General features: G+C 67.3%; 12 protein-coding genes. 9 read left to right on the forward strand and 3 right to left on the reverse strand.

Annotated features, from left to right (window positions below; all coding sequences use genetic code 11):
* Positions 1 to 64 precede the first annotated feature (64 nt).
* The 3 genes from JW958_03900 to JW958_03910 all read right to left on the reverse strand — a co-directional run bounded on the left by JW958_03900 (position 65) and on the right by JW958_03910 (position 4,698).
* A complete protein-coding gene (locus tag JW958_03900; GenBank protein MBN1825386.1) occupies positions 65 to 1,054 on the reverse strand; it encodes a zinc-dependent alcohol dehydrogenase family protein in 990 nt (329 codons plus the stop codon).
* Positions 1,055 to 1,177: 123 nt separating this feature from the next.
* Positions 1,178 to 1,996: a hypothetical protein gene (locus tag JW958_03905; protein ID MBN1825387.1), complete on the reverse strand. Its 819-nt coding sequence runs from the start codon at positions 1,994 to 1,996 to the stop codon at positions 1,178 to 1,180.
* A gap of 134 nt (positions 1,997 to 2,130) precedes the next feature.
* Entirely contained in the window at positions 2,131 to 4,698 is a 2,568-nt protein-coding gene (locus JW958_03910; GenBank protein MBN1825388.1) for a hypothetical protein, read from the reverse strand.
* Positions 4,699 to 4,855: 157 nt separating this feature from the next.
* On the opposite strand from JW958_03910, the gene JW958_03915 reads away from it, so the two are divergent.
* The 9 genes from JW958_03915 (at position 4,856) to JW958_03955 (ending at position 17,959) form a co-directional block, all read left to right on the forward strand.
* On the forward strand, positions 4,856 to 5,155 hold the full coding sequence (locus JW958_03915; protein ID MBN1825389.1) for a GYD domain-containing protein: 300 nt from the start codon (positions 4,856 to 4,858) through the stop codon (positions 5,153 to 5,155).
* Between the two features lie 60 nt (positions 5,156 to 5,215).
* Positions 5,216 to 5,638 (forward strand): YjbQ family protein, encoded by a 423-nt coding sequence (locus JW958_03920; protein MBN1825390.1) that lies wholly within the window; start codon positions 5,216 to 5,218, stop codon positions 5,636 to 5,638.
* A gap of 155 nt (positions 5,639 to 5,793) precedes the next feature.
* On the forward strand, positions 5,794 to 6,933 hold the full coding sequence (locus JW958_03925; GenBank protein MBN1825391.1) for a saccharopine dehydrogenase NADP-binding domain-containing protein: 1,140 nt from the start codon (positions 5,794 to 5,796) through the stop codon (positions 6,931 to 6,933).
* Between the two features lie 169 nt (positions 6,934 to 7,102).
* A complete protein-coding gene (locus tag JW958_03930; protein MBN1825392.1) occupies positions 7,103 to 8,473 on the forward strand; it encodes a fibronectin type III domain-containing protein in 1,371 nt (456 codons plus the stop codon).
* Between the two features lie 230 nt (positions 8,474 to 8,703).
* Entirely contained in the window at positions 8,704 to 10,077 is a 1,374-nt protein-coding gene (locus tag JW958_03935) for a fibronectin type III domain-containing protein (protein MBN1825393.1), read from the forward strand.
* Between the two features lie 273 nt (positions 10,078 to 10,350).
* Positions 10,351 to 12,129 carry a signal peptide peptidase SppA gene (sppA, locus tag JW958_03940; GenBank protein MBN1825394.1) on the forward strand — a complete coding sequence of 593 codons (1,779 nt, stop codon included), beginning with the start codon at positions 10,351 to 10,353 and terminating at the stop codon, positions 12,127 to 12,129.
* A gap of 200 nt (positions 12,130 to 12,329) precedes the next feature.
* Complete coding sequence (locus tag JW958_03945; GenBank protein ID MBN1825395.1) at positions 12,330 to 14,414, forward strand: (2Fe-2S)-binding protein; 2,085 nt, start codon at positions 12,330 to 12,332, stop codon at positions 14,412 to 14,414.
* On the forward strand, positions 14,411 to 15,565 hold the full coding sequence (locus JW958_03950) for an FAD-binding oxidoreductase (protein ID MBN1825396.1): 1,155 nt from the start codon (positions 14,411 to 14,413) through the stop codon (positions 15,563 to 15,565). Before JW958_03945 ends, JW958_03950 begins: the two co-directional genes overlap by 4 nt.
* Positions 15,566 to 15,847: 282 nt before the next feature.
* Positions 15,848 to 17,959, forward strand: a complete 2,112-nt coding sequence (locus JW958_03955) for an acetate--CoA ligase family protein (protein MBN1825397.1) — start codon at positions 15,848 to 15,850, stop codon at positions 17,957 to 17,959.
* Positions 17,960 to 18,014 lie beyond the last annotated feature (55 nt).

An 18,014-nucleotide genomic window follows, 5' to 3' on the forward strand; every position in this document is an offset into this window, starting at 1 on the left:
CGGGTCGCTCGGGACCGATCGCCTACAAACTACTCTCCTCGATGCCGGTTCGCAACGCCGGCGCTCATCGGTCGACGACGAGCACCGCCGCGCCGGTCAGCCGTCCGGCGCGCAGATCGTCCAGCGCGCGGTTCGCTTCGCGAAGGGGATAGGGGACGACCTCCGTCCGGACCGGGACGCGCGGCGCCAGATCGAGAAACTCCACGCCGTCCCGGCGCGTGAGGTTGGCGACGGAGACGATCGATCGCTCCTCCCACAGAATCGAGTAGGGGAAAGAGGGGATGTCGCTCATGTGGATTCCGGCGCAGACGACCCGCCCGCCGCGCGCCGTCGCGGCGAGCGCCGCCGGGACCAGTTCCCCCGCCGGCGCGAAGAGAATCGCCGCGTCCAGAGGCTCCGGGGGCGCCTCGCCGGAAGCCCCCGCCCAGACCGCGCCCATCCGTCGCGCGAAGCGCTGCGCCTCCTCGTCGCCGGGACGCGTGAAGGCGTACACCTTCCGTCCGAGGTGAACCGCCACTTGGGTGATGAGGTGCGCCGCCGCGCCGAAACCGTACATGCCGATCCTCTGCGCGTCGCCCGCCATGCGAAACGCGCGGTAGCCGATCAGCCCGGCGCAGAGGAGGGGCGCCGCCTGCAGGTCCGGGTATCCCTCGGGGACGGGAAAGGCGAACCGCCGATCCGCGGCGGCGTACTCGGCGAAACCGCCGTCGACTTGGTAACCGGTGAAGCGCGCCCCGGCGCACAGGTTCTCCCGGCCGCTCCGGCAGTAGACGCAGCGGTTGCAAACGCCGCCGAGCCAGGGGATGCCGACCCGGTCGCCGACGACGACGTCCCGAACCTCGGCGCCCACCGCGACCGTCTCGCCGACGATCTGGTGCCCCGGCACGAGAGGGAGCTTGGGCTCCTTCAGGTCCCCGTCCACCACGTGCAGGTCGGTTCGGCAGACGCCGCAGGCGCGCACGCGCACCAGCACCTCCTCCGGCCCCGGTTCGGGGCGCGGGATCTCCTCGGGACGGAGCGGCTTCCCCTGTTCATGCAGTACCATGGCGAACATGTCGATCACGCCTCCTCGCCCCGGCTTGCAAAGAGACCGCGCGCGCGGCGGCCCGCCACCGGTATCTTCCTCATTATAGCGAAAAAGGGAGGGACGGCGCGAGAGGGGCGCGGCGGCGGGGCATCACCGAACCGGCGCGCTCTCCCAGTCCAGCTCCGACCCCATCATGCTGTGCGGAATCAGATAGATCGCGAAGAGAAGCAGGGCGGCGGCGAAAACCCACCAGCGCGCGGAGCGGGCGCGGCGGCGGAGGGCGGCGAGCGCCGCGATCCACCCGAGAAAGGCGACCAGCGTTTTGTTGTCGGTCAGGTCGAAACCCAAGGGGACGCCGGTCCAGAAAGCGCCGAAAGCGAATTTCTGCACCACCGGACCGAGGATCATCCCGCCCGCCAGGAGAAAAAGAAAAGTGATTCGCGCGTAAACCGCGAGCCGCGGGCCGTTCCGGATCGCTTCGACGCCGGTCCGGTTGGAGAAGAGCATGGCGACGAACATGAGGAGGATATGCGGGACGAGGACCGCCGCCGGAACCGCGCCCTTGAAGCGCGTCACCACGGTCCGATCCGCCGGCGCGCGGACCCTCTCGCTCCCGTCCCGAAGAAGGAGAGAGTACTCGATCTTTCCCGCGGGCGGTTGGTGGGGGATGCGGCCGACGAGACGGTCCCCCTCGCGGGTCATCGGCGCGCTTTCGAACGGATCGTCGGTCGGATAGCGCCTCCAGAGGAGATCCCCCTCCGCCGTCCGGGAGAGGCCCGCCGCCTCCACCGTCTGGTCGCCGGGACCGCCGTGGCTTCTTTCGAAAACGACGACCGTCTCCCGCGAACCGAGGCGGACCTTCTCCTCCAGAGGATAGGTCGGTCCGGTGGCGCGCTGATGCCCGGCGGCGCCGACGGTGATCGCCGCGGCGATCGCCCAGAGAAGCAAACCCCGAATGGAACCCTTCACCAGTGAACATCCTCCGGCGGCGCGCTCCGGTTCGGCCGCGCCTCTCCGGAAAATAGCCGGAAAGCCGCCTTACGGCAAGAGGGCGGCCCGACACGCCGTGGGGCGCGGAGAGAGAGCGCCCCGGCGGAGCGGGATCACTTTCCCTGCAGCCTCTTGAGAACGCCGCCGACGCCGCCGTCCAGGGTTTCCGCCGCGTCCAACGACACCTTCGGTTTCTTCGTCGTCCCGGTGAGGCGAAGATGGACCGGCACGCGTCCCTCCCCGCCGCCGAGAAGAGCGCCGAGGAGCGCGTTTCCGCGGTACTTGCGGGAGAGTTCCTCCGAGAGGAGCGCCTGGATCTTATAGTCCAGGGCGCCTCCGAAACCGATCGATCCGGAGACGGTCCAATCCGCGTCGTCGGCGCGCGCCTGCAGATCGTCGAAGACCACCTTGCGGTCCCGCACGGCGAAATCGGACCAGAGGGCGCGGAAGGGAAGTTCCCCCGTCTTGCCCCGGCCGAGCAGTTCCGAGATCATGTCGATGGCTTCCAGGTTTCGGAGGCGGCCGTTCTCCACGCGCATCGTGCCCGCGGCGGCGAGGTGGGCGAGCATCGTGTCCGGCGAGAGCCCCCTCCCCTCCCATTCCGATTCCATTTGAAAGCGGCCGAAGAGAACGTCACGCGCCGGCGTCAGGCGGGAGAGAAAATCGTTCGCTTCCATCTCTTCGGCGCGGACGCGTGCGCGGTAGGAGCTGTCGTCCCGGCCGCGGATGTCGACCCGCGCGTCCCCCTCGATCCGGCCGCGGAATACGCGGGCGCGGACCGAGTCGACGGCGAGGCGTCCCTCCAGGCCGAGGGCGAGGCGGCAGCGCATGTCGTGGAGAGGCACGCGGCCGAGGGCGGCGCTGTCGGCGGCGAGGATCCCCCCGAGGGAGCCATCCTTCAGAACCAGGTCGGCGCGGGCCTTGCGGAGGCGGATGTCGCCGATCACGGCCGTCCCCATCGTCGCGGCGAGGGGGCCGTTCCCGCCGGTCAGCGACGGCTTCGCCTCGAACCCGAGAAAGAGGTTGCCGCCGGTGACGATCGTGTCGATCCGCGCCCGGCCGGAAAGGGTGATCGGCGGCACCGGCGGGAGGGGCGGCCCCGCGGGCGCCGCCGGAGCGGTCCGCTTCGCCCCTCCCTTCGCCGGGGCGGCGGTCGAGTCGAGGGGCGCGAGAATCCGGTCGAGATCGAGGCGGCCGAGGCGAAGGTCGGCGTCGACGCGACGCGCCCCGAGAGGATCGTCGATCCGCGCCGTCAGCTCCAGGGGAGAGCCGTTCAGCTTCGCTTTTAATTTGTTAAGACGCAAACGGTTTTCCTCGAAGAGCAACTCGCCCGACCCCCCCGCCACGTCCAGATCGGGGGCGGCGGAACGATAGGCGACACGGTCGAAGCGGGCCGATCCCGACAGGCGGATCTTCTCCGGCTCGGCGGCGGGACCGGCGGCGCGGAGGTCCAACCTCACCGCGCCCTTCGCGGTCACCCCCGCCGGAAGAAGGCCGGTTCGGGCGAGCGCCTCCAGATCGACGGCGCCGATCACCGCGAGGTCGATCCGCGGCTCGCGCAGAGGGGCCGCCGTCCCGTCGATCCGGACCGAATCGGCGCCGATCACCGCGCCCACGTTCTCGAGCCGCACCTCTTCCGGCGTGATCTCCAGGCGGCCGGTCACCGAACGGATCGGTTCCGCCGCCCCTTCGCGGCGCACCTCGAGGCCGCCGAGAACGAGGAGGACGCGGAAATCCACGGGAGCGGGCGGGCGGAGAGCGACCTCCCCGTCCAGGGAGACCGGCCCCCGTCCGCTCCACGGGAGTGGGCCGTCGGCCGGGACCGGGAGGAGGGAGAGAAGGTCGGCCGTCTCGAGGCCGGGCGCCGAGAAGGAGAGGGTCCCCTCCGGCTCATCGGGGAGCCCGGCGAGAGAGCCGTTGAAGGCGATCTCCAAGTCGCGGAGGGCGACGGCGATCTCGCGCACCTCCGCCGTGCCGTCGGCGCGATAGAGCCCGTCGTAGCGGATCCGTATCGGACCGATCCCTCCGGCCAGACCGGCCGAGTCGAGCCGCGACGCGGTCACGCGCTCGATCGTCACTTCACCGCGCGCTTCCGCTTCGCCGTCCCTCTCCGCACGGAGCCCGGTCCGCGCCTCGATCCCCTCGAGACGGATCTCCCCGCCGTCCGCGGGATCGATGAGACGGAGGTTCGCCTCGCGGATCTCCGCGGAGGAAAGCAGAAGGGCGAAGGAGGAACCTTCCGAAACCGCCTGTTCTCCCGGCGGAGCGGCGATCGGCGGCGCCCCATCCGCGGGCGAAGGGGGCGCTCCCTCTTGAACGGCTTCCCTCTCCGGAAGGACAAACGTCACATCCAGGCCGGTGAGGAGGACGCGGTCCACCTCGATGCGGCGGCGTAGAAGGGGGAGAAATCGGAGGTCGAGCGTTCCTTCCCGGAGGGTGACGTCCGGCGCGCCCCCCGGCACGCCGCCTCCCTCTACGCGGAGCCCGCGGAAGGCGAGACCGAGTGGGCGGAGGCTCGGCCGCGCCTCCTCCAGAGACACCGGCGCGCCGAGGGCGCCGGCCACGCGGTCCGCCAGGATCCGGCCGGTCCGGTCGGCGGGAAAGAAAATCAGGAAGGCGGCCGCCGCCAGAAGGAGGACGCCGGCGAGGATCGCGAGCAAGACGGCGATTCGTTTGCGCATGAACGGGATCCTTTCGAGGGGTGACGCTCCCCCCTGTCGAGAAGCCTCTTGGAAACCATCATAAAGACGAGGATAATCGTTCTGTCCAGCGGAATGTGGAAAAGTCGGGCGTGTGCGCCGGAGCGCGGCGTTCCGCCCGGAATCAAGGAGGTGCCGCATGCCGACGTTCGTACTGATGACCCGGCTCGCCCCGGAGGCGCTGCGCGACGCGGAGGGCCGCCGCGCCATGGGGAAGGAATGGATGAAAAAAGTGAAGAGCGTTTGCCCCGAGGTGAAGTGGGTCGCCCACTACGCCCTGCTCGGCCCCTACGATTTCATGGACATCTACGAGGCGCCGGACGTGAAGACGGCGCACCAGGTGTCTCTCATCAGCCGGAGCGAGGGGGCGGTCACAGCCGAGAGCTGGGAAGCCATGCATTACGAGGAATTCCTGGAGCTGATGCAGAAGGTTCGCTGATCAACGCCGAGAAAGGGCCGCGCCGCCCGGCGGACCGGCGCCGGCGACGGAAAGGAAAGAATGAAATCCGCGACCGAATATTTGACCTTCGAAGTTCCTGAACGGATGGCGTTCCGGAACATCACCGCCGAAGTGGAGGGGGTCGTGCGAAAGAGCGGGATCCGGGAAGGGCTCTGCCTGGTGAACGCCATGCACATCACCGCGTCGGTCTTCATCAACGACGACGAGCCCGGCCTTCACGAGGACTACAAGCGATGGCTCGAGGAGCTGGCCCCCTTCGATCCGTCGCCGGAACGCTACCGCCACAACCGGACCGGCGAGGATAACGGCGACGCCCACCACAAACGCCAAATCATGGGACGAGAAGTGGTGGTGGCGGTCACCGACGGCCGTCTCGATTTCGGCCCCTGGGAGCAAATCTTCTACGGCGAGTTCGACGGGAAACGGCGGAAACGCGTACTGGTCAAGGTGATCGGCGGGTGATCGGCGCGGCGCGCCCCGGCCCCCGCCGGTCCTCCCCTTCTTCGGTGACGAAGGCCGCGTCGCCGTAGCCCGTCCTGCCGGACCGTGGTTGCCGAAACCCGTTCCCCGTGCTATCGTTAGGGCGATCCTGAAAGACCTTCACGCGGAGACGCTTTATGCAAAAAATACTCGTGATCGGCGCCGGCATGGTCGGCCGGGCGATGGCGGTGGACCTCTGCCGCGCCTTCGACACCACCCTCGCGGACATCGACGAAGAGCGCCTCGCCCTCATTCGGGAGCACCACCCGATCCGCGTCGTGGCGCTGAACGCCGCGGATCAGGAGGCGGTTCGCCGCGCCGCGGCGGGCCAGGACCTGGTGATCGGCGCCGTCCCCGGATTCCTCGGCTTCGAGACGGTCCGCGCCGTGATCGAGGCGGGCCGGAACATCGTGGATATCTCCTTCTTCGACGAGGACGCCTTCGCCCTCGATGAGATGGCCAAGGAGAAAGGCGTCACCGCCGTCGTGGACTGCGGCGTCGCGCCGGGAATGTCCAACGTGATCCTCGGCCACCACGCCGCGCGCATGGAGGTGGAGGACTTCGAGTGCGTCGTCGGCGGCCTCCCGGTGAAGCGGACCTGGCCTTACCAGTACAAGGCCCCCTTCTCCCCCATCGACGTCTTCGAGGAATACATCCGCCCCGCCCGCCTCGTCGAGAACGGCCGCGTCGTCACCCGGCCGGTCCTCTCCGGCGCGGAGTACGTGGACATCGATCCGGTGGGGACGCTGGAGGCGTCCAACACGGACGGGCTCCGCACGCTCCTTCGTACCATGAAGGTCCCGAACATGCGGGAGAAGACGCTCCGCTACCCGGGGCACTTCGAGTACATCCGCCTCCTCCTGGAGAGCGGCTTCTTCGACAAGGAACCGATCGACGTGAACGGCGCGACGGTGAGGCCCATCGACGTCACCGCGCGGCTGCTCTTCCCGCGCTGGCGCCTCGCCGAGGACGAACCGGAGCTGACGGTGATGCGGGCGATTCTTCGAGGCCGACGGGAGGGAAAGCCGGTGGAAATCGTCTATGATCTCTTCGACCGCTACGACGAGGAAACCCGCACCAGTTCCATGGCGCGCACCACCGGCTACACGGCGACCGCCGCGGCGACGCTCCTTCTGGACGGATCCTTCGACCGCAAAGGGATCTGTCCCCCCGAGTATCTCGGCGCCGAGCCGGGTTGTTTCGAGCGGCTTCTCGCCTATCAGAAAGAGCGAGGCGTGATCTACGAAAGGACCGAGAGACTCCTTCCCGAGGATTGATCCCCTTCGCCCCGCCGCGCCGGCGCCCACCGCCCCCGCCGGCCGGGCTTTTTCCCGTGACATCCCTTATTCATCACTATAGGGTTTATCCACGCCCTTCGGTCCGCGGAGGCGCGACGGGCCGCGTCTTCCCGCGCCGGATCACCACCAGCTTCGAAAGGAGCCGCTCATGAGAACCCCCCGCAAGTGGATCGCCATGCTTGCCATCCTCCCCATCCTCTTTCTCGCCTGCGGCGACGGCGACGACGACAATCCGTCCGGCACCGGCGACGTGATCGCGCCCTCGGCGGTGAGCGACCTGGTCGCGTCGGACGCGACGCGGACGTCGATCCAGCTCACCTGGACCTCCACCGGAGACGACACCACGAGCGGCACGGCGAGCTCCTACGACATCCGTTACGCCGAGGCGACCATCACCGCCGCGAACTGGTCGAGCGCCACGCAGGCGACCGGCGAGCCGAATCCGGCCGCGGCGGGGACGCAGCAGACCCTCACCGTCACCGACCTCGAAGGTGGGACGGAGTACTTCTTCGCCATGAAGGCGGGCGACGAGGTGCCCAACTGGTCCGGTCTCTCCAACGTGGCGGTGGACACCACCCTTCCGAGCAGCCTGATCCTGGTGGCCTCCCGGGGGAGCCACTACGTGATCGTGAATCCCGCCACCGGCCAGGATTCGGTGGAGATCGAGCCGAACGTGAATTATACGGCCACGGCCTGGACCTTCGGCTACGGCTGCCGCAGGGTCTACTTCGATTGCCGGGTCGACGTGAGCGGCGCATCCGCGATCTGGGGTTGCGACGCTTTCGACGGCGCGAACGTGGAGATGATCACCGACCATACGCGGATGGACGTGGGCGATCTGGACGGCTCGCCGACGGAGGAGAAGATCGTCTTCCAGGCCACCGGCGTCGATCCCCACTATCCGGGAACCAACATTTTCGCGATCGACGAAGACGGCTCCGGCCTCACTCAGCTCACCACGAACGAGGAAATGCTCCAGGAGCCGAACGGCACCAACGTCCGCGTCAACTGGTCTTACATGCCCCTCTGGTCGGCGGACGGAACCAAGATCGCCTACTGGGCGAACGTGACGGTCACCGATTTCGGAACCAACCCGCATTTCGATTGGATCGTGATGGACGCCGACGGGAGCAACAAGGAAATCGTCTTCGTACACTCCGGCGACGCCCATTACCGGCGCGGCGGCTGGTCCCGGGACGGGGAGTTCCTCTTCATCAACCACGCCGACGGCTCGGCGCGCAAGATCCTCGCCCTGCACCTCGCCACATTGAACGAGTCGAATATCACGGCGGGACTGGGGAGCACCCCCTACCCCGTCAATCTGATCGCCCCGTCTCCTCAGACGGACGAGATCGCCTTCGACCGCTTCTACCCGAGCGGCAGCCCGCTCTTCACGGCGGATTACTCGGCGGCCGGGACCGGTCTCTCCGTCTCGAATTTGGCGGAGCTCATCAACAACGTGACCGCCGGCCCCAGCTATAACGATCCCGACTGGGCCCCCTTCTATCCGGAGGACTGATCGGGCACACGATTCACGCGACATTCCACGCCCCGTCCGGACCGCCGGGCGGGGCATTCCTTCCTATATCGTACTCCTCGCGTCGATTCGGCTCCCGCGCCGATTTTTCTTGGTTTTTTCCCTCCATCGCCCGTAAAGTATCCGCACGCTGAAAGGTTTGGGAGGTGTGTCGTCGTTCGGCGCGGTTCCCGAGCATCGTTGTTGATCACAAAACCCGAAAGGAGCCGCGAATGAGACCCCCCCGCAAGTGGATCGCCATGCTTGCCGTCCTCCCCCTGTTCCTCCTCGCCTGCGACGACGGCGGCGACGACAACCCGTCCGGCACCGGCGACGTGATCGCGCCCTCGGCGGTGAGCACCCTGGTCGCGTCGGACGCCACGGAGAACAGCATCAAGCTCACCTGGACCGCCGTCGGCGACGACACCACGAGCGGCACGGCGAACTCCTACGACATCCGTTACGCCGAGGCGACCATCACCGCCGGCAACTGGTCGAACGCGACCGCCGCCAGCGGCGAGCCGAATCCGGCCGCGGCGGGCGTCCAGCAGACATTCACCGTCACCGGTCTTCGCGGCGGGACGGAGTACTTCTTCGCGATGAAGACCGCCGATGAAGAGCCGAACTGGTCCGACCTCTCCAACATCGCGGTGGACACCACCCTCCCGAGCAGCCTGATGCTGGTCGCCTCCTCGGGCGGCGAGTACGCCATCATCGATCCCGCCACCGGAAGGGACTCGGTGATCGTGGAGCCGAGCGGCGCCTATCACGAGAACGGGACTCTGTGGACCTTCGGTTACGGCTGCCGTCGCGTCTACTTCCGGGCCAAGGTCGATCAGAGCGGCGAACAGGCGATCTGGGGATGCGACGCCTTCGACGGCCTGAACGTGGAGAAACTCACCGACCACGCGCGTCTCAACGTGGCGGCCCTGGACGGATCCCCGGCGGAGGAGAGAATCGTCTTCGAGGCGGCCGGCGTCGGCTCGTACTACCCCGGACGCAACATCTTCGTCGTCGACGAGGACGGCACCGGCCTCACCCAGCTCACCTACGAGGACGAGGCGTTGGAGGAGCCGGACGGCACGGACGTCACCATCGTGTGGTGTTATCAACCGGTCTGGTCGCCGGACGGAACGAAGATCGCCTTCTTCGCGCGGACGCTCACCACGAGCAAGGCGCTTCACTATGATTGGGTCGTGATGGACGCGGACGGAAGCGACAAGGAAGTGGTGAACGTCTTTGACGGATTCTCCGACGTCCGCCGCGGCGGCTGGTCCCACGACGGCGAGTTCCTCTTCGTCAATCAGCTGGACGGAGCGGACCGGAAGATCCGGGCCATTCACGTCGACTCGAGGACCGTGACGGACATCACCTCCGTGCTGGGCACCTCCCCGCAACCGCTGAACTGGATCGCCCCGTCGCCCATGCACGACGAGATCGCCTTCGACCGCTTCATGCCGAGCGCCACGTCGCTCTACCGGGCGTCGTACACCGCCGCCGGCACCGGCCTGTCGGTTTCCACTCCGGTGGAAGTCGCCTCTTCGAGCCAGTACGGCGTCCTCTCCTACGACCAACCGGACTGGGCCCCCTTCTATCCGGAGGACTGATCCCGGATTCCGGCACTGACGCACCGACGCCCCGTCCGGACCGCCGGGCGGGGCGTTTCTTCGTCCCTCGAGAAAGGCCGCCCGAAAGACCGTCGTCCCGTTCTGGCGCGGCCGCCTCCGGGCTGCTACAATCCCTGCGTCGCCGGAGGGTGAAACCGGTTCCGGCGCCGAAACGTATGAGAAATCAAGCGGCCGGCGATGCCCACCCGTCCCGCGCCCGGCTTCCGTCATGCCCACGAAATACGCGTAGTCCAACGCGCAAGGAGGCAAACCGTGAGATCCCGATCCCACCCCTTTCTCCGATCCTTTTTCGCATCCCTCCTCGCCTTCGCGGTGCTGATTCTGCTGCTGATCGGAATCGGCGCCGCCGCCCTCCACGGGGACGAGGAGAAGATCGAGGACGGCTCCTGGCTCGTCATCGATCTGTACGGCGAGATCACCGAGTACGACCCGCCCGGCGGATTGCTGGCGGAGATCGTCGGCGGTTCGCCCCGCACCCTTTCCCGGACGCTGGACAACCTGGACAAGGCGCGTTACGACGATCGCGTCGCCGGCGTGATCCTGAAGCTCTCCGCCGCCAGCGGCGCCGGCACGGCGATGCTCGAGGAGATTCGCGGCGCGGTGCACCGTCTCCGCGACTCCGGCAAGCCGGTCTACGGATGGGCGGACTCGATGGACCGGCGCACCTTCTACCTCGCCTCCGCCTGCGACTCCATCTTCATCCCGCCGCCGGCGTACATCCAGTTCACCGGGATGGCGATGATGTCGACGCACGTGAAGAAGACCCTCGACAAGATCGGCGTGAAACCGAACGTTCACAAGATCAAGGATTACAAGAGCGCCGCCGAGCTGGTCACCCGCGAAAAACTCTCCGAACCGGCGATGGAGAACCGACGCTGGCTGATGGACGAGCAGTGGGCGATGTTCATGGACGCGATCCGCGAAGACCGCGGCATGAGCGAGGAAGAGGCGACGGCGCTGATGGAGCACGCCCTCTTCACCTCCGAGGAAGCGGTCGAGGGAGGCCTCGCCGACCGAATCGCCTACTGGGACGAGCTGATCGATTCGATCGAGGGAGAGGACGGCGGCGCGGAGGAGGAGAGTGACGACGACGACGATGATCTCCCCCTCGTCGATGAGGGGCGCTACGGCGACGTCACCTGGAAGGATCTGGATCGCGAGGGGAAGAAGACGATCGCCGTCGTTCACGCCGAGGGGACCATCGCCGGCCGGAAGAGCAAGGTGGATCCCATGTTGGGAATCCTCATGGGACACGAGTCGGTCGCCGAGGACCTGCGGGCGGCGCGCGAGGACGACGACGTGGCGGCGATCGTCTTTCGCGTGAACAGCGGCGGCGGATCGTCGCTCACCTCCGATCTGATCGCCCGGGCGGTGGAGATCGCCTCCGCCGAGAAACCGGTGGTGGTGAGCATGGTCGACGTGGCCGCTTCGGGCGGCTACTACATCGCCTACCGCGGGACGCGGGTCATCGCCGACCCCACGACGATCACCGGCTCCATAGGCTCCATCAGCGCCAAGATGAACATCAGCGGCCTCCACGAAAAGCTCGGCTTCACCCACGACACGTTGGAGAAGGGGCCGATGGGACTCATCTGGTCGAGTCAGCGCGACTTCACCGACGAGGAGTGGGAACGCTTCACCGAGAACCATTGGGAAGGCTTCAACATGTGGCTCCGCGACGTGGCGGAGAAACGCGGCATGACCTTCGAGGAGGCGGAAAAGCTCGCCCACGGCCGCGTCTGGACGGGCAGGCAGGCCCTCGCCAACGGGTTGATCGACGGGATCGGCGGCATGGACCGCGCCGTCGCCCTCGCCCGGGATCTCGCCGAGATTCCCGAGGACGAGATGGTGAACGTGACCCATTTCCCGAAGGAAAAGGGACTCGTGGAATCGATCATGAGCGGCGAACTCGACTTTTCCTATCTGGCGCGGGTCGCCCTCTATCACTTCATCCGCGACGATCTGACCGCGACATGGAAACTGCTGACCGACGGCGGCGCCCTTCTCTACGAGGAGACGGCGATCCGCTGACCCCGAGCGCGGCGGTCCGGGGCGTTTTCGATGAGCCCCGGGCCGCCCGCCCTGTCCTCGCAACTCAAAACCGCCAAACGAGTTGCGGGGCGCGCACGGCGCCCTCCCCCCTGCCGCCGGGGATTGCCTAACCATCGTTACCCGGTGTACACTCGTGGATCGCGTCCCCGGTTGGCTTCATCCTCGAGGAGTGTGACGACTTGACGCCGGAAAGCGACAGCGGACGAATCACCCGGCATCCCGTCTTCGATCCGGCCGGCGGCCGGACGGTTCGTTTTACCTTCAACGGCCGAGACCTGAAAGGCCGCGAGGGAGAGGCGGTCTCCTCCGCCCTCTTCGCCGGCGGCGTCCGGGTCTTCGGACATCACCACAAGGACGGCGGGGCGCAGGGGATCTACTGCGCCAACGGCCAGTGCGCCCAGTGCACGCTCATCATCGACGGCGTCCCCCTGAAAAGCTGCGTCACGCCTCTCCGCGAGGGGATGGACGTGCGGAGCCTGGAGGGACTCCCCGAGCTGCTCGAGGTTCCGCCCCCCGGCGTGGATCCGCCGGAGAGGATCGAGACGGACGTGCTGATCCTCGGCGCCGGCCCCTCGGGGATGGCGGCGGCGATCGAGCTGGGGAAGGTCGGTGTCCGAACGATCCTGGCGGACGACAAGGATCGCCTCGGCGGCAAGCTGGTGCTTCAGACCCATAAGTTCTTCGGCTCCGTCGAGGACTGCCACGCCGGAACGCGGGGGACCGAGATCGCCCGCATCCTGGAAAGGGAGATCGCGGAACTCCCGGACGTCGACGTGTGGCTCCAATCGATCGCCCTCGGCGTGTACAGCGACCGGACGATCGGGATCCGGCGCTCCGACGGCTACAAGATCGTAGCGCCGAAGACGCTCCTCGTTTCCGCCGGCGCGCGGGAGAAGTCGATCGTCTTCCCCGGCTGCGACCTCCCCGGCGTCTACGGCGCGGGCGCCTTCCAGACGCTGGTCAACCGGGACGCCGTCCGCTCGTCGGACCGGATCTTCGTGCTCGGCGGCGGGAACGTGGGGCTGATCGCCGCCTATCACGCATTGCAGGCGGACATGACCGTGGTCGGCTTGGCGGAGGCGCTGGAAACCTGCGGCGGGTACTACGTGCACGCCGACAAGATCCGCCGGCTCGGCGTGCCGATCTACACACGCCACACGGTGATCGCCGCCCACGGGAGCGAGGGCCTGGAGGCGGTGACCGTCGCCGCCGTGGACGAGGCGTTCCGCCCGATCCCGGGAACGGAAAAGACCTACCGCGTCGACACGCTCCTCATCGCCGTCGGCCTCGATCCGGTGAACGAGTTCCACGAAAAGGCGCTGGCCTTCGGCGTCGATTCGCGCCTCGCCGGCGACGCCGAGGAGATCGCCGAAGCGAGCGCCGCCATGTTCTCCGGCAAGATTCGGGGCATCGAGATCGCCCGCGACCTGGGCGCCACGGACCGGGCGATCCCGGAAGAGTGGAGCGTCAAGGCGGAGGTGCTGAAGAGCCCCGGCGGAGCGGTTCATCCTTATGAGGAAGAAACGCGCCGCGAGGGGATCTACCCGATCCTCCACTGCACGCAGGAGATCCCCTGCAACCCCTGCATGACCGTCTGTCCGAACAACCTGATCCACACCGAAGACCACCCGATCCTCGGCATGCCCGAATTCGACGGCGACTGCACCGGCTGCATGAAGTGCGTCACCATCTGCCCCGGCCTGGCGGTCACGCTGGTGGACCGCCGCAAGGACCCGGAGAGCCCCGTCGTGATCGTCCCCTTCGAGCTGGGCGCGTGGCGCGTCGCCGAGGGGGAGGAGATCGCCGTGGTCGATCACGCCGGCGAAGCGCTCGGGCGGGGGCGGCTCCTCAAGATCCTCCGGCCCAAGTCGACGCCGGGGACGCTCCTTCTCCGAATCGAGGCGCCCGCGGCGATCGCCAACCGGATCGCGGGGGTGCGCGTGCAGTCACCGGAGGAGACGTCGCCGGAGCCGGAGCCGTGGGAGAGTCTTCTCGCGGACGACGCGATCCTCTGTCGCTGCGAGCGGGTAACCGTCGGTGAGATCCGCTCCCTCCTTCGGGGGGGCGTGCGCGACATGAACGAGATCAAGGCGCTCACCCGCTGCGGCTACGGCGCCTGCGGCGGGAAGACCTGCCGTCCGCTCCTGGCGCGTCTCTGCCGCGAGGAGGGAATCCCCGACGAGGAGATCACCCCCTTTACCGACAGGCCGCTCTTCGCGGAAACGCCCCTCGGATGGTTTTCGGGCGGGAGGTCGGACCGATGAGCGGGCGCGCCTGGGACGTCGTCGTGATCGGCGCGGGGAGCGTGGGCGTCCCTCTCGCCATGAGCCTCGCCGAAAGGAAGATCCGCGTTCTCTGCATCGACGAGCACGCCTCCGCCGGCCAGGGAAACAACAAATGCGCCATCGGCGGCATACGGGCCACCCATAGCGAGCCGGCGAAGGTCGCCCTCTGCCTGCACTCTCTCGAGACCTTCCGCGCCTGGAAGGAACGACACGGCGAAGAGATCGGCTGGCGCGAAGGGGGCTACGCCTACGTCGCCTACGACGAAACGATCGCGGCGCTTCTCCGGGGAATGATCCCCAAACAGCAGGCGGCGGGACTGAACATCCGCTGGATCGAGGCGGAGGAAATGCGGCGGCTGATTCCGGGGATCAACGGGGAAGGGCTTCTCGGCGGCACCCACTCGCCGGAGGACGGGAGCGCCCATCCGGTGCGGAGCGGCTACGCCTTTCACCGGCGGGCGGTCCGGCTGGGCGCGGTCTTTCGCTTTCGGGAGAAGGTGAGCGGGCTCCGGATCGAAGGGGGGCGCGTAAAGGCGGTGACGACGAACCGGGGGAGCTACGCCTGCGGGGCCGTGGTCAACTGCGCCGGCTCCTTCGCGAAAGAGGTGGGCGCGATGGCCGGCGTTCGTCTTCCCGTCACGCCGGACTGTCACGAGTCGGGGATCACCGAGCCGGTGAAACGTTTCTTCGACCCGATGGTGGTGGACATCCGCAAAGCGCCCGGTTCCGCCAACTACTACTTCTACCAACACGACACCGGCCAGATCGTCTTCTGCATGACCCCCGACCCGCCCATCCTCGGCACGAGCGTCGACGAGACGAGCGAGTTCCTGCCGCTGGTGGCGCCGCGCATGGTCGATCTTCTACCGCGCCTCGCCAACCTGAAGGTCCGCCGCGTCTGGCGGGGGAATTATCCGCAGACGCCGGACGGTTCCCCCATCGTCGGGCGGCTCGGCCCGGAGAACCACTGGGCGGCGGTCGGCATGTGCGGCCAGGGTTTCATGCTCGGCCCGGGCGTGGGGGATCTGGTCGCCCGCGCCCTCGCCGGAGAATCGAACGAGAGCGACGGCGAGGTGCTCCACGCCCTCCGGCCGGACCGCCCCTTCAGCTCCGAAGAGGCCCTGAAGTAAAGGGAAAGGGGGCCTTGACGGATTCGGTCCCATGGGGCGACAATAAGAGGTCCTCGGCGTGATACCCCGGTTCCCGGCACGGTCCGCTGTGAGCCCCGGCGAGTGAATCGCACGACCCAAAAGGGGCCGCATCCCCAGTAACGCCAAGACGTTAGGATAATACGAGGGGAAAGAGCGGGAAGAGAATCACGTCTCGGTCTCGGGGTCCGACCCACGGAACCGATAATCCGAATAAGAGGCGGACTGGTCACCTCATTCCGACAGGACACAGGAGATAGGAACGTGGCAACAGCATCACTGGACGGATTGTTCCGGCCGAAATCGGTCGCGATCATCGGTGCGTCGAGCAAGCCGGGGAAGATCGGCTACGCGGTGGTCAAGAACCTGATCGACGCGAAATACGAGGGGCGAATCTACCCGATCAACCCGAAGGCGGACGAGATCCTCGGCATCAAGGTGTACCCGAGCCTGGCGGACGTGCCGGGCGAAGTCGACGCAGCCGCCATCACCGTCCCCGCCGTCATGGTTCCGCAGGCGGTGGAGGACTGCGGCAAGAAGGGCGTGAAGGGTCTCATCATCATCGCCTCCGGCTTCAGCGAGGTGGGCGAGAGGGACCTGGAGAACCGGCTCGTCGAGATCGCCCGCTCCTACGGGATGCGCATCCTCGGCCCGAATATCGTGGGCACCCTCTCCAACTCGGACAAGCTCAACGCCTCCTTCGCCCCCTTCCTGCCGCTCCCCGGCAAGGCCTCGTTGGTCTCCCAAAGCGGCGCGCTCCTGATCGCCATCGACGCCGCCACATTCACCCGGCGCGTCGGTTTCGACAAGCTCATCTCCATCGGCAACATGTCCGACGTGAACTTCGCCGACGCGGTGGAGTGGTTGAGCCACGACGAGAACACGGGCTGCATTACCCTCTATATCGAAGGTTTCAAGGACGGCCGGCGATTCATCGAGGTCGCCCGTAAATCCGAGAAGCCGATCGTGGCGCTGAAGGCGGGCGACTCGGAGCACGGCGCCGCGGCGGCCGCCTCCCACACCGGTTCGCTTGCGGGCGCGGCGAAGGTGTACGGCGCCGCCTTCGACCAGGCCGGCGTCGTGACGGCGCGCCACCTGGACAACCTCTTCGATCTCTCCCTCGCCTTCTCCATGCAACCGCCGATGAAGGGGGACAATCTCCTCATCATCACCAACGGCGGCGGCGTGGGCGTGCTCGCCACCGACGCGGCGGAGCGTTTCGGCCTGCCGCTGAAGTTCGCCCCCGAGGAGGCGCAAAAAGAACTCAAGAAGCACATGCCCGAATTCGGCTCCGCTAAGAACCCGGTGGACCTGACCGGCATGGCCGGCCTCGACTGGTATGAAGATTCGGTCCGCTACGCCATCGCCCATCCCTGGGTGAACGGCCTGGTGGTGCTTTACTGCGAGACCGCCATCACCGATCCCCTGGAGATCGCGAAGGGGATCAAGAAGGCCATCGACGCCTCGGGCGTGAAGGACAAACCGGTGACCGTCAGTTTCGTCGGCGGCGAGGAAAGCGCCAAGGCCATGCGGTGGTTGCTGGAGCAGGGTGTCCCCGCCTACGGCGCCCCGGACATCGCCGTGGACGCCATGGCGGCGCTCAATCGTTACACCAAGATGCACGCCAAGAAACGGGAAGAGGTCCCCGTCGTCGAATCCGGGAAACGGGACGAGGCGCTCAAGATCATCGCCGGCGCCCGCGCCGACGGCCGCGGCGTTCTCACCGAGGTAGAGGCCAAGACGGTCTTCGACCTGTACGGCCTTCCGATCACGCAAACCCGGCTCGCCAAAAACGAGGACGAAGCGGCGAAGACCGCCGCCGCGATCGGTTTCCCGATCGTGATGAAGATCGTCTCCCCCGACATCCTCCACAAATCGGACGCCGGCGGCGTCAAGGTGGGGATCGAGGACGAGGCGGGAATCCGCGAGGCCTACCGGACGATCCTGTCGAACGCCAAGGCCTACAAGGCGGACGCGGACATCCACGGCGTGGTGATCCAGGAGATGGCGCCCCATGGGACCGAGGTGATTCTGGGATCGGTGAACGATCCCACATTCGGACCCACCATGATGTTCGGTCTCGGCGGAATCTTCGTGGAAGTGCTCAAGGACGTCACCTTCCGGGTGACGCCGGTGAGCCGAACGGAAGCGACGAACATGATCGGCGAGATCCGCGGCGCTCCGATCCTGGCCGGCGCCCGGGGCGAGGCTCCTCGGGACCGGGCGGCGCTGGCGGACACGATCTGTCGCTACTCCAACATGGTTCTCGACCTGGCCGACGAGATCAGCGAGTCCGACGCGAACCCGGTTCTGGTCTACGAAGAGGGGAACGGCCTCAAGGTCGTTGACGCCCGAATCATTCTGAAGAAGAAATAGCCGGGAAGATCATCGAAGGAACGGGGCGGTTTCCGGAAACGGAGACCGCCCTTTT

It is taken from the genome of Candidatus Eisenbacteria bacterium (genome assembly GCA_016930695.1).
In the GTDB taxonomy this organism is placed as follows: domain Bacteria; phylum Orphanbacterota; class Orphanbacteria; order Orphanbacterales; family Orphanbacteraceae; genus JAFGGD01.

What these genes read in the sequence shown, in the direction of transcription:
- JW958_03900 (MBN1825386.1), bottom strand. Translation starts at nt 1,054, where the DNA reads ATGTTCGCCATGGTACTGCATGAACAGGGGAAGCCGCTCCGTCCCGAG.
- JW958_03910 (MBN1825388.1), bottom strand. Translation starts at nt 4,698, where the DNA reads ATGCGCAAACGAATCGCCGTCTTGCTCGCGATCCTCGCCGGCGTCCTC.
- JW958_03950 (MBN1825396.1), top strand. Translation starts at nt 14,411, where the DNA reads ATGAGCGGGCGCGCCTGGGACGTCGTCGTGATCGGCGCGGGGAGCGTG.
- JW958_03915 (MBN1825389.1), top strand. Translation starts at nt 4,856, where the DNA reads ATGCCGACGTTCGTACTGATGACCCGGCTCGCCCCGGAGGCGCTGCGC.
- JW958_03935 (MBN1825393.1), top strand. Translation starts at nt 8,704, where the DNA reads ATGAGACCCCCCCGCAAGTGGATCGCCATGCTTGCCGTCCTCCCCCTG.
- JW958_03920 (MBN1825390.1), top strand. Translation starts at nt 5,216, where the DNA reads ATGAAATCCGCGACCGAATATTTGACCTTCGAAGTTCCTGAACGGATG.
- JW958_03925 (MBN1825391.1), top strand. Translation starts at nt 5,794, where the DNA reads ATGCAAAAAATACTCGTGATCGGCGCCGGCATGGTCGGCCGGGCGATG.
- JW958_03930 (MBN1825392.1), top strand. Translation starts at nt 7,103, where the DNA reads ATGAGAACCCCCCGCAAGTGGATCGCCATGCTTGCCATCCTCCCCATC.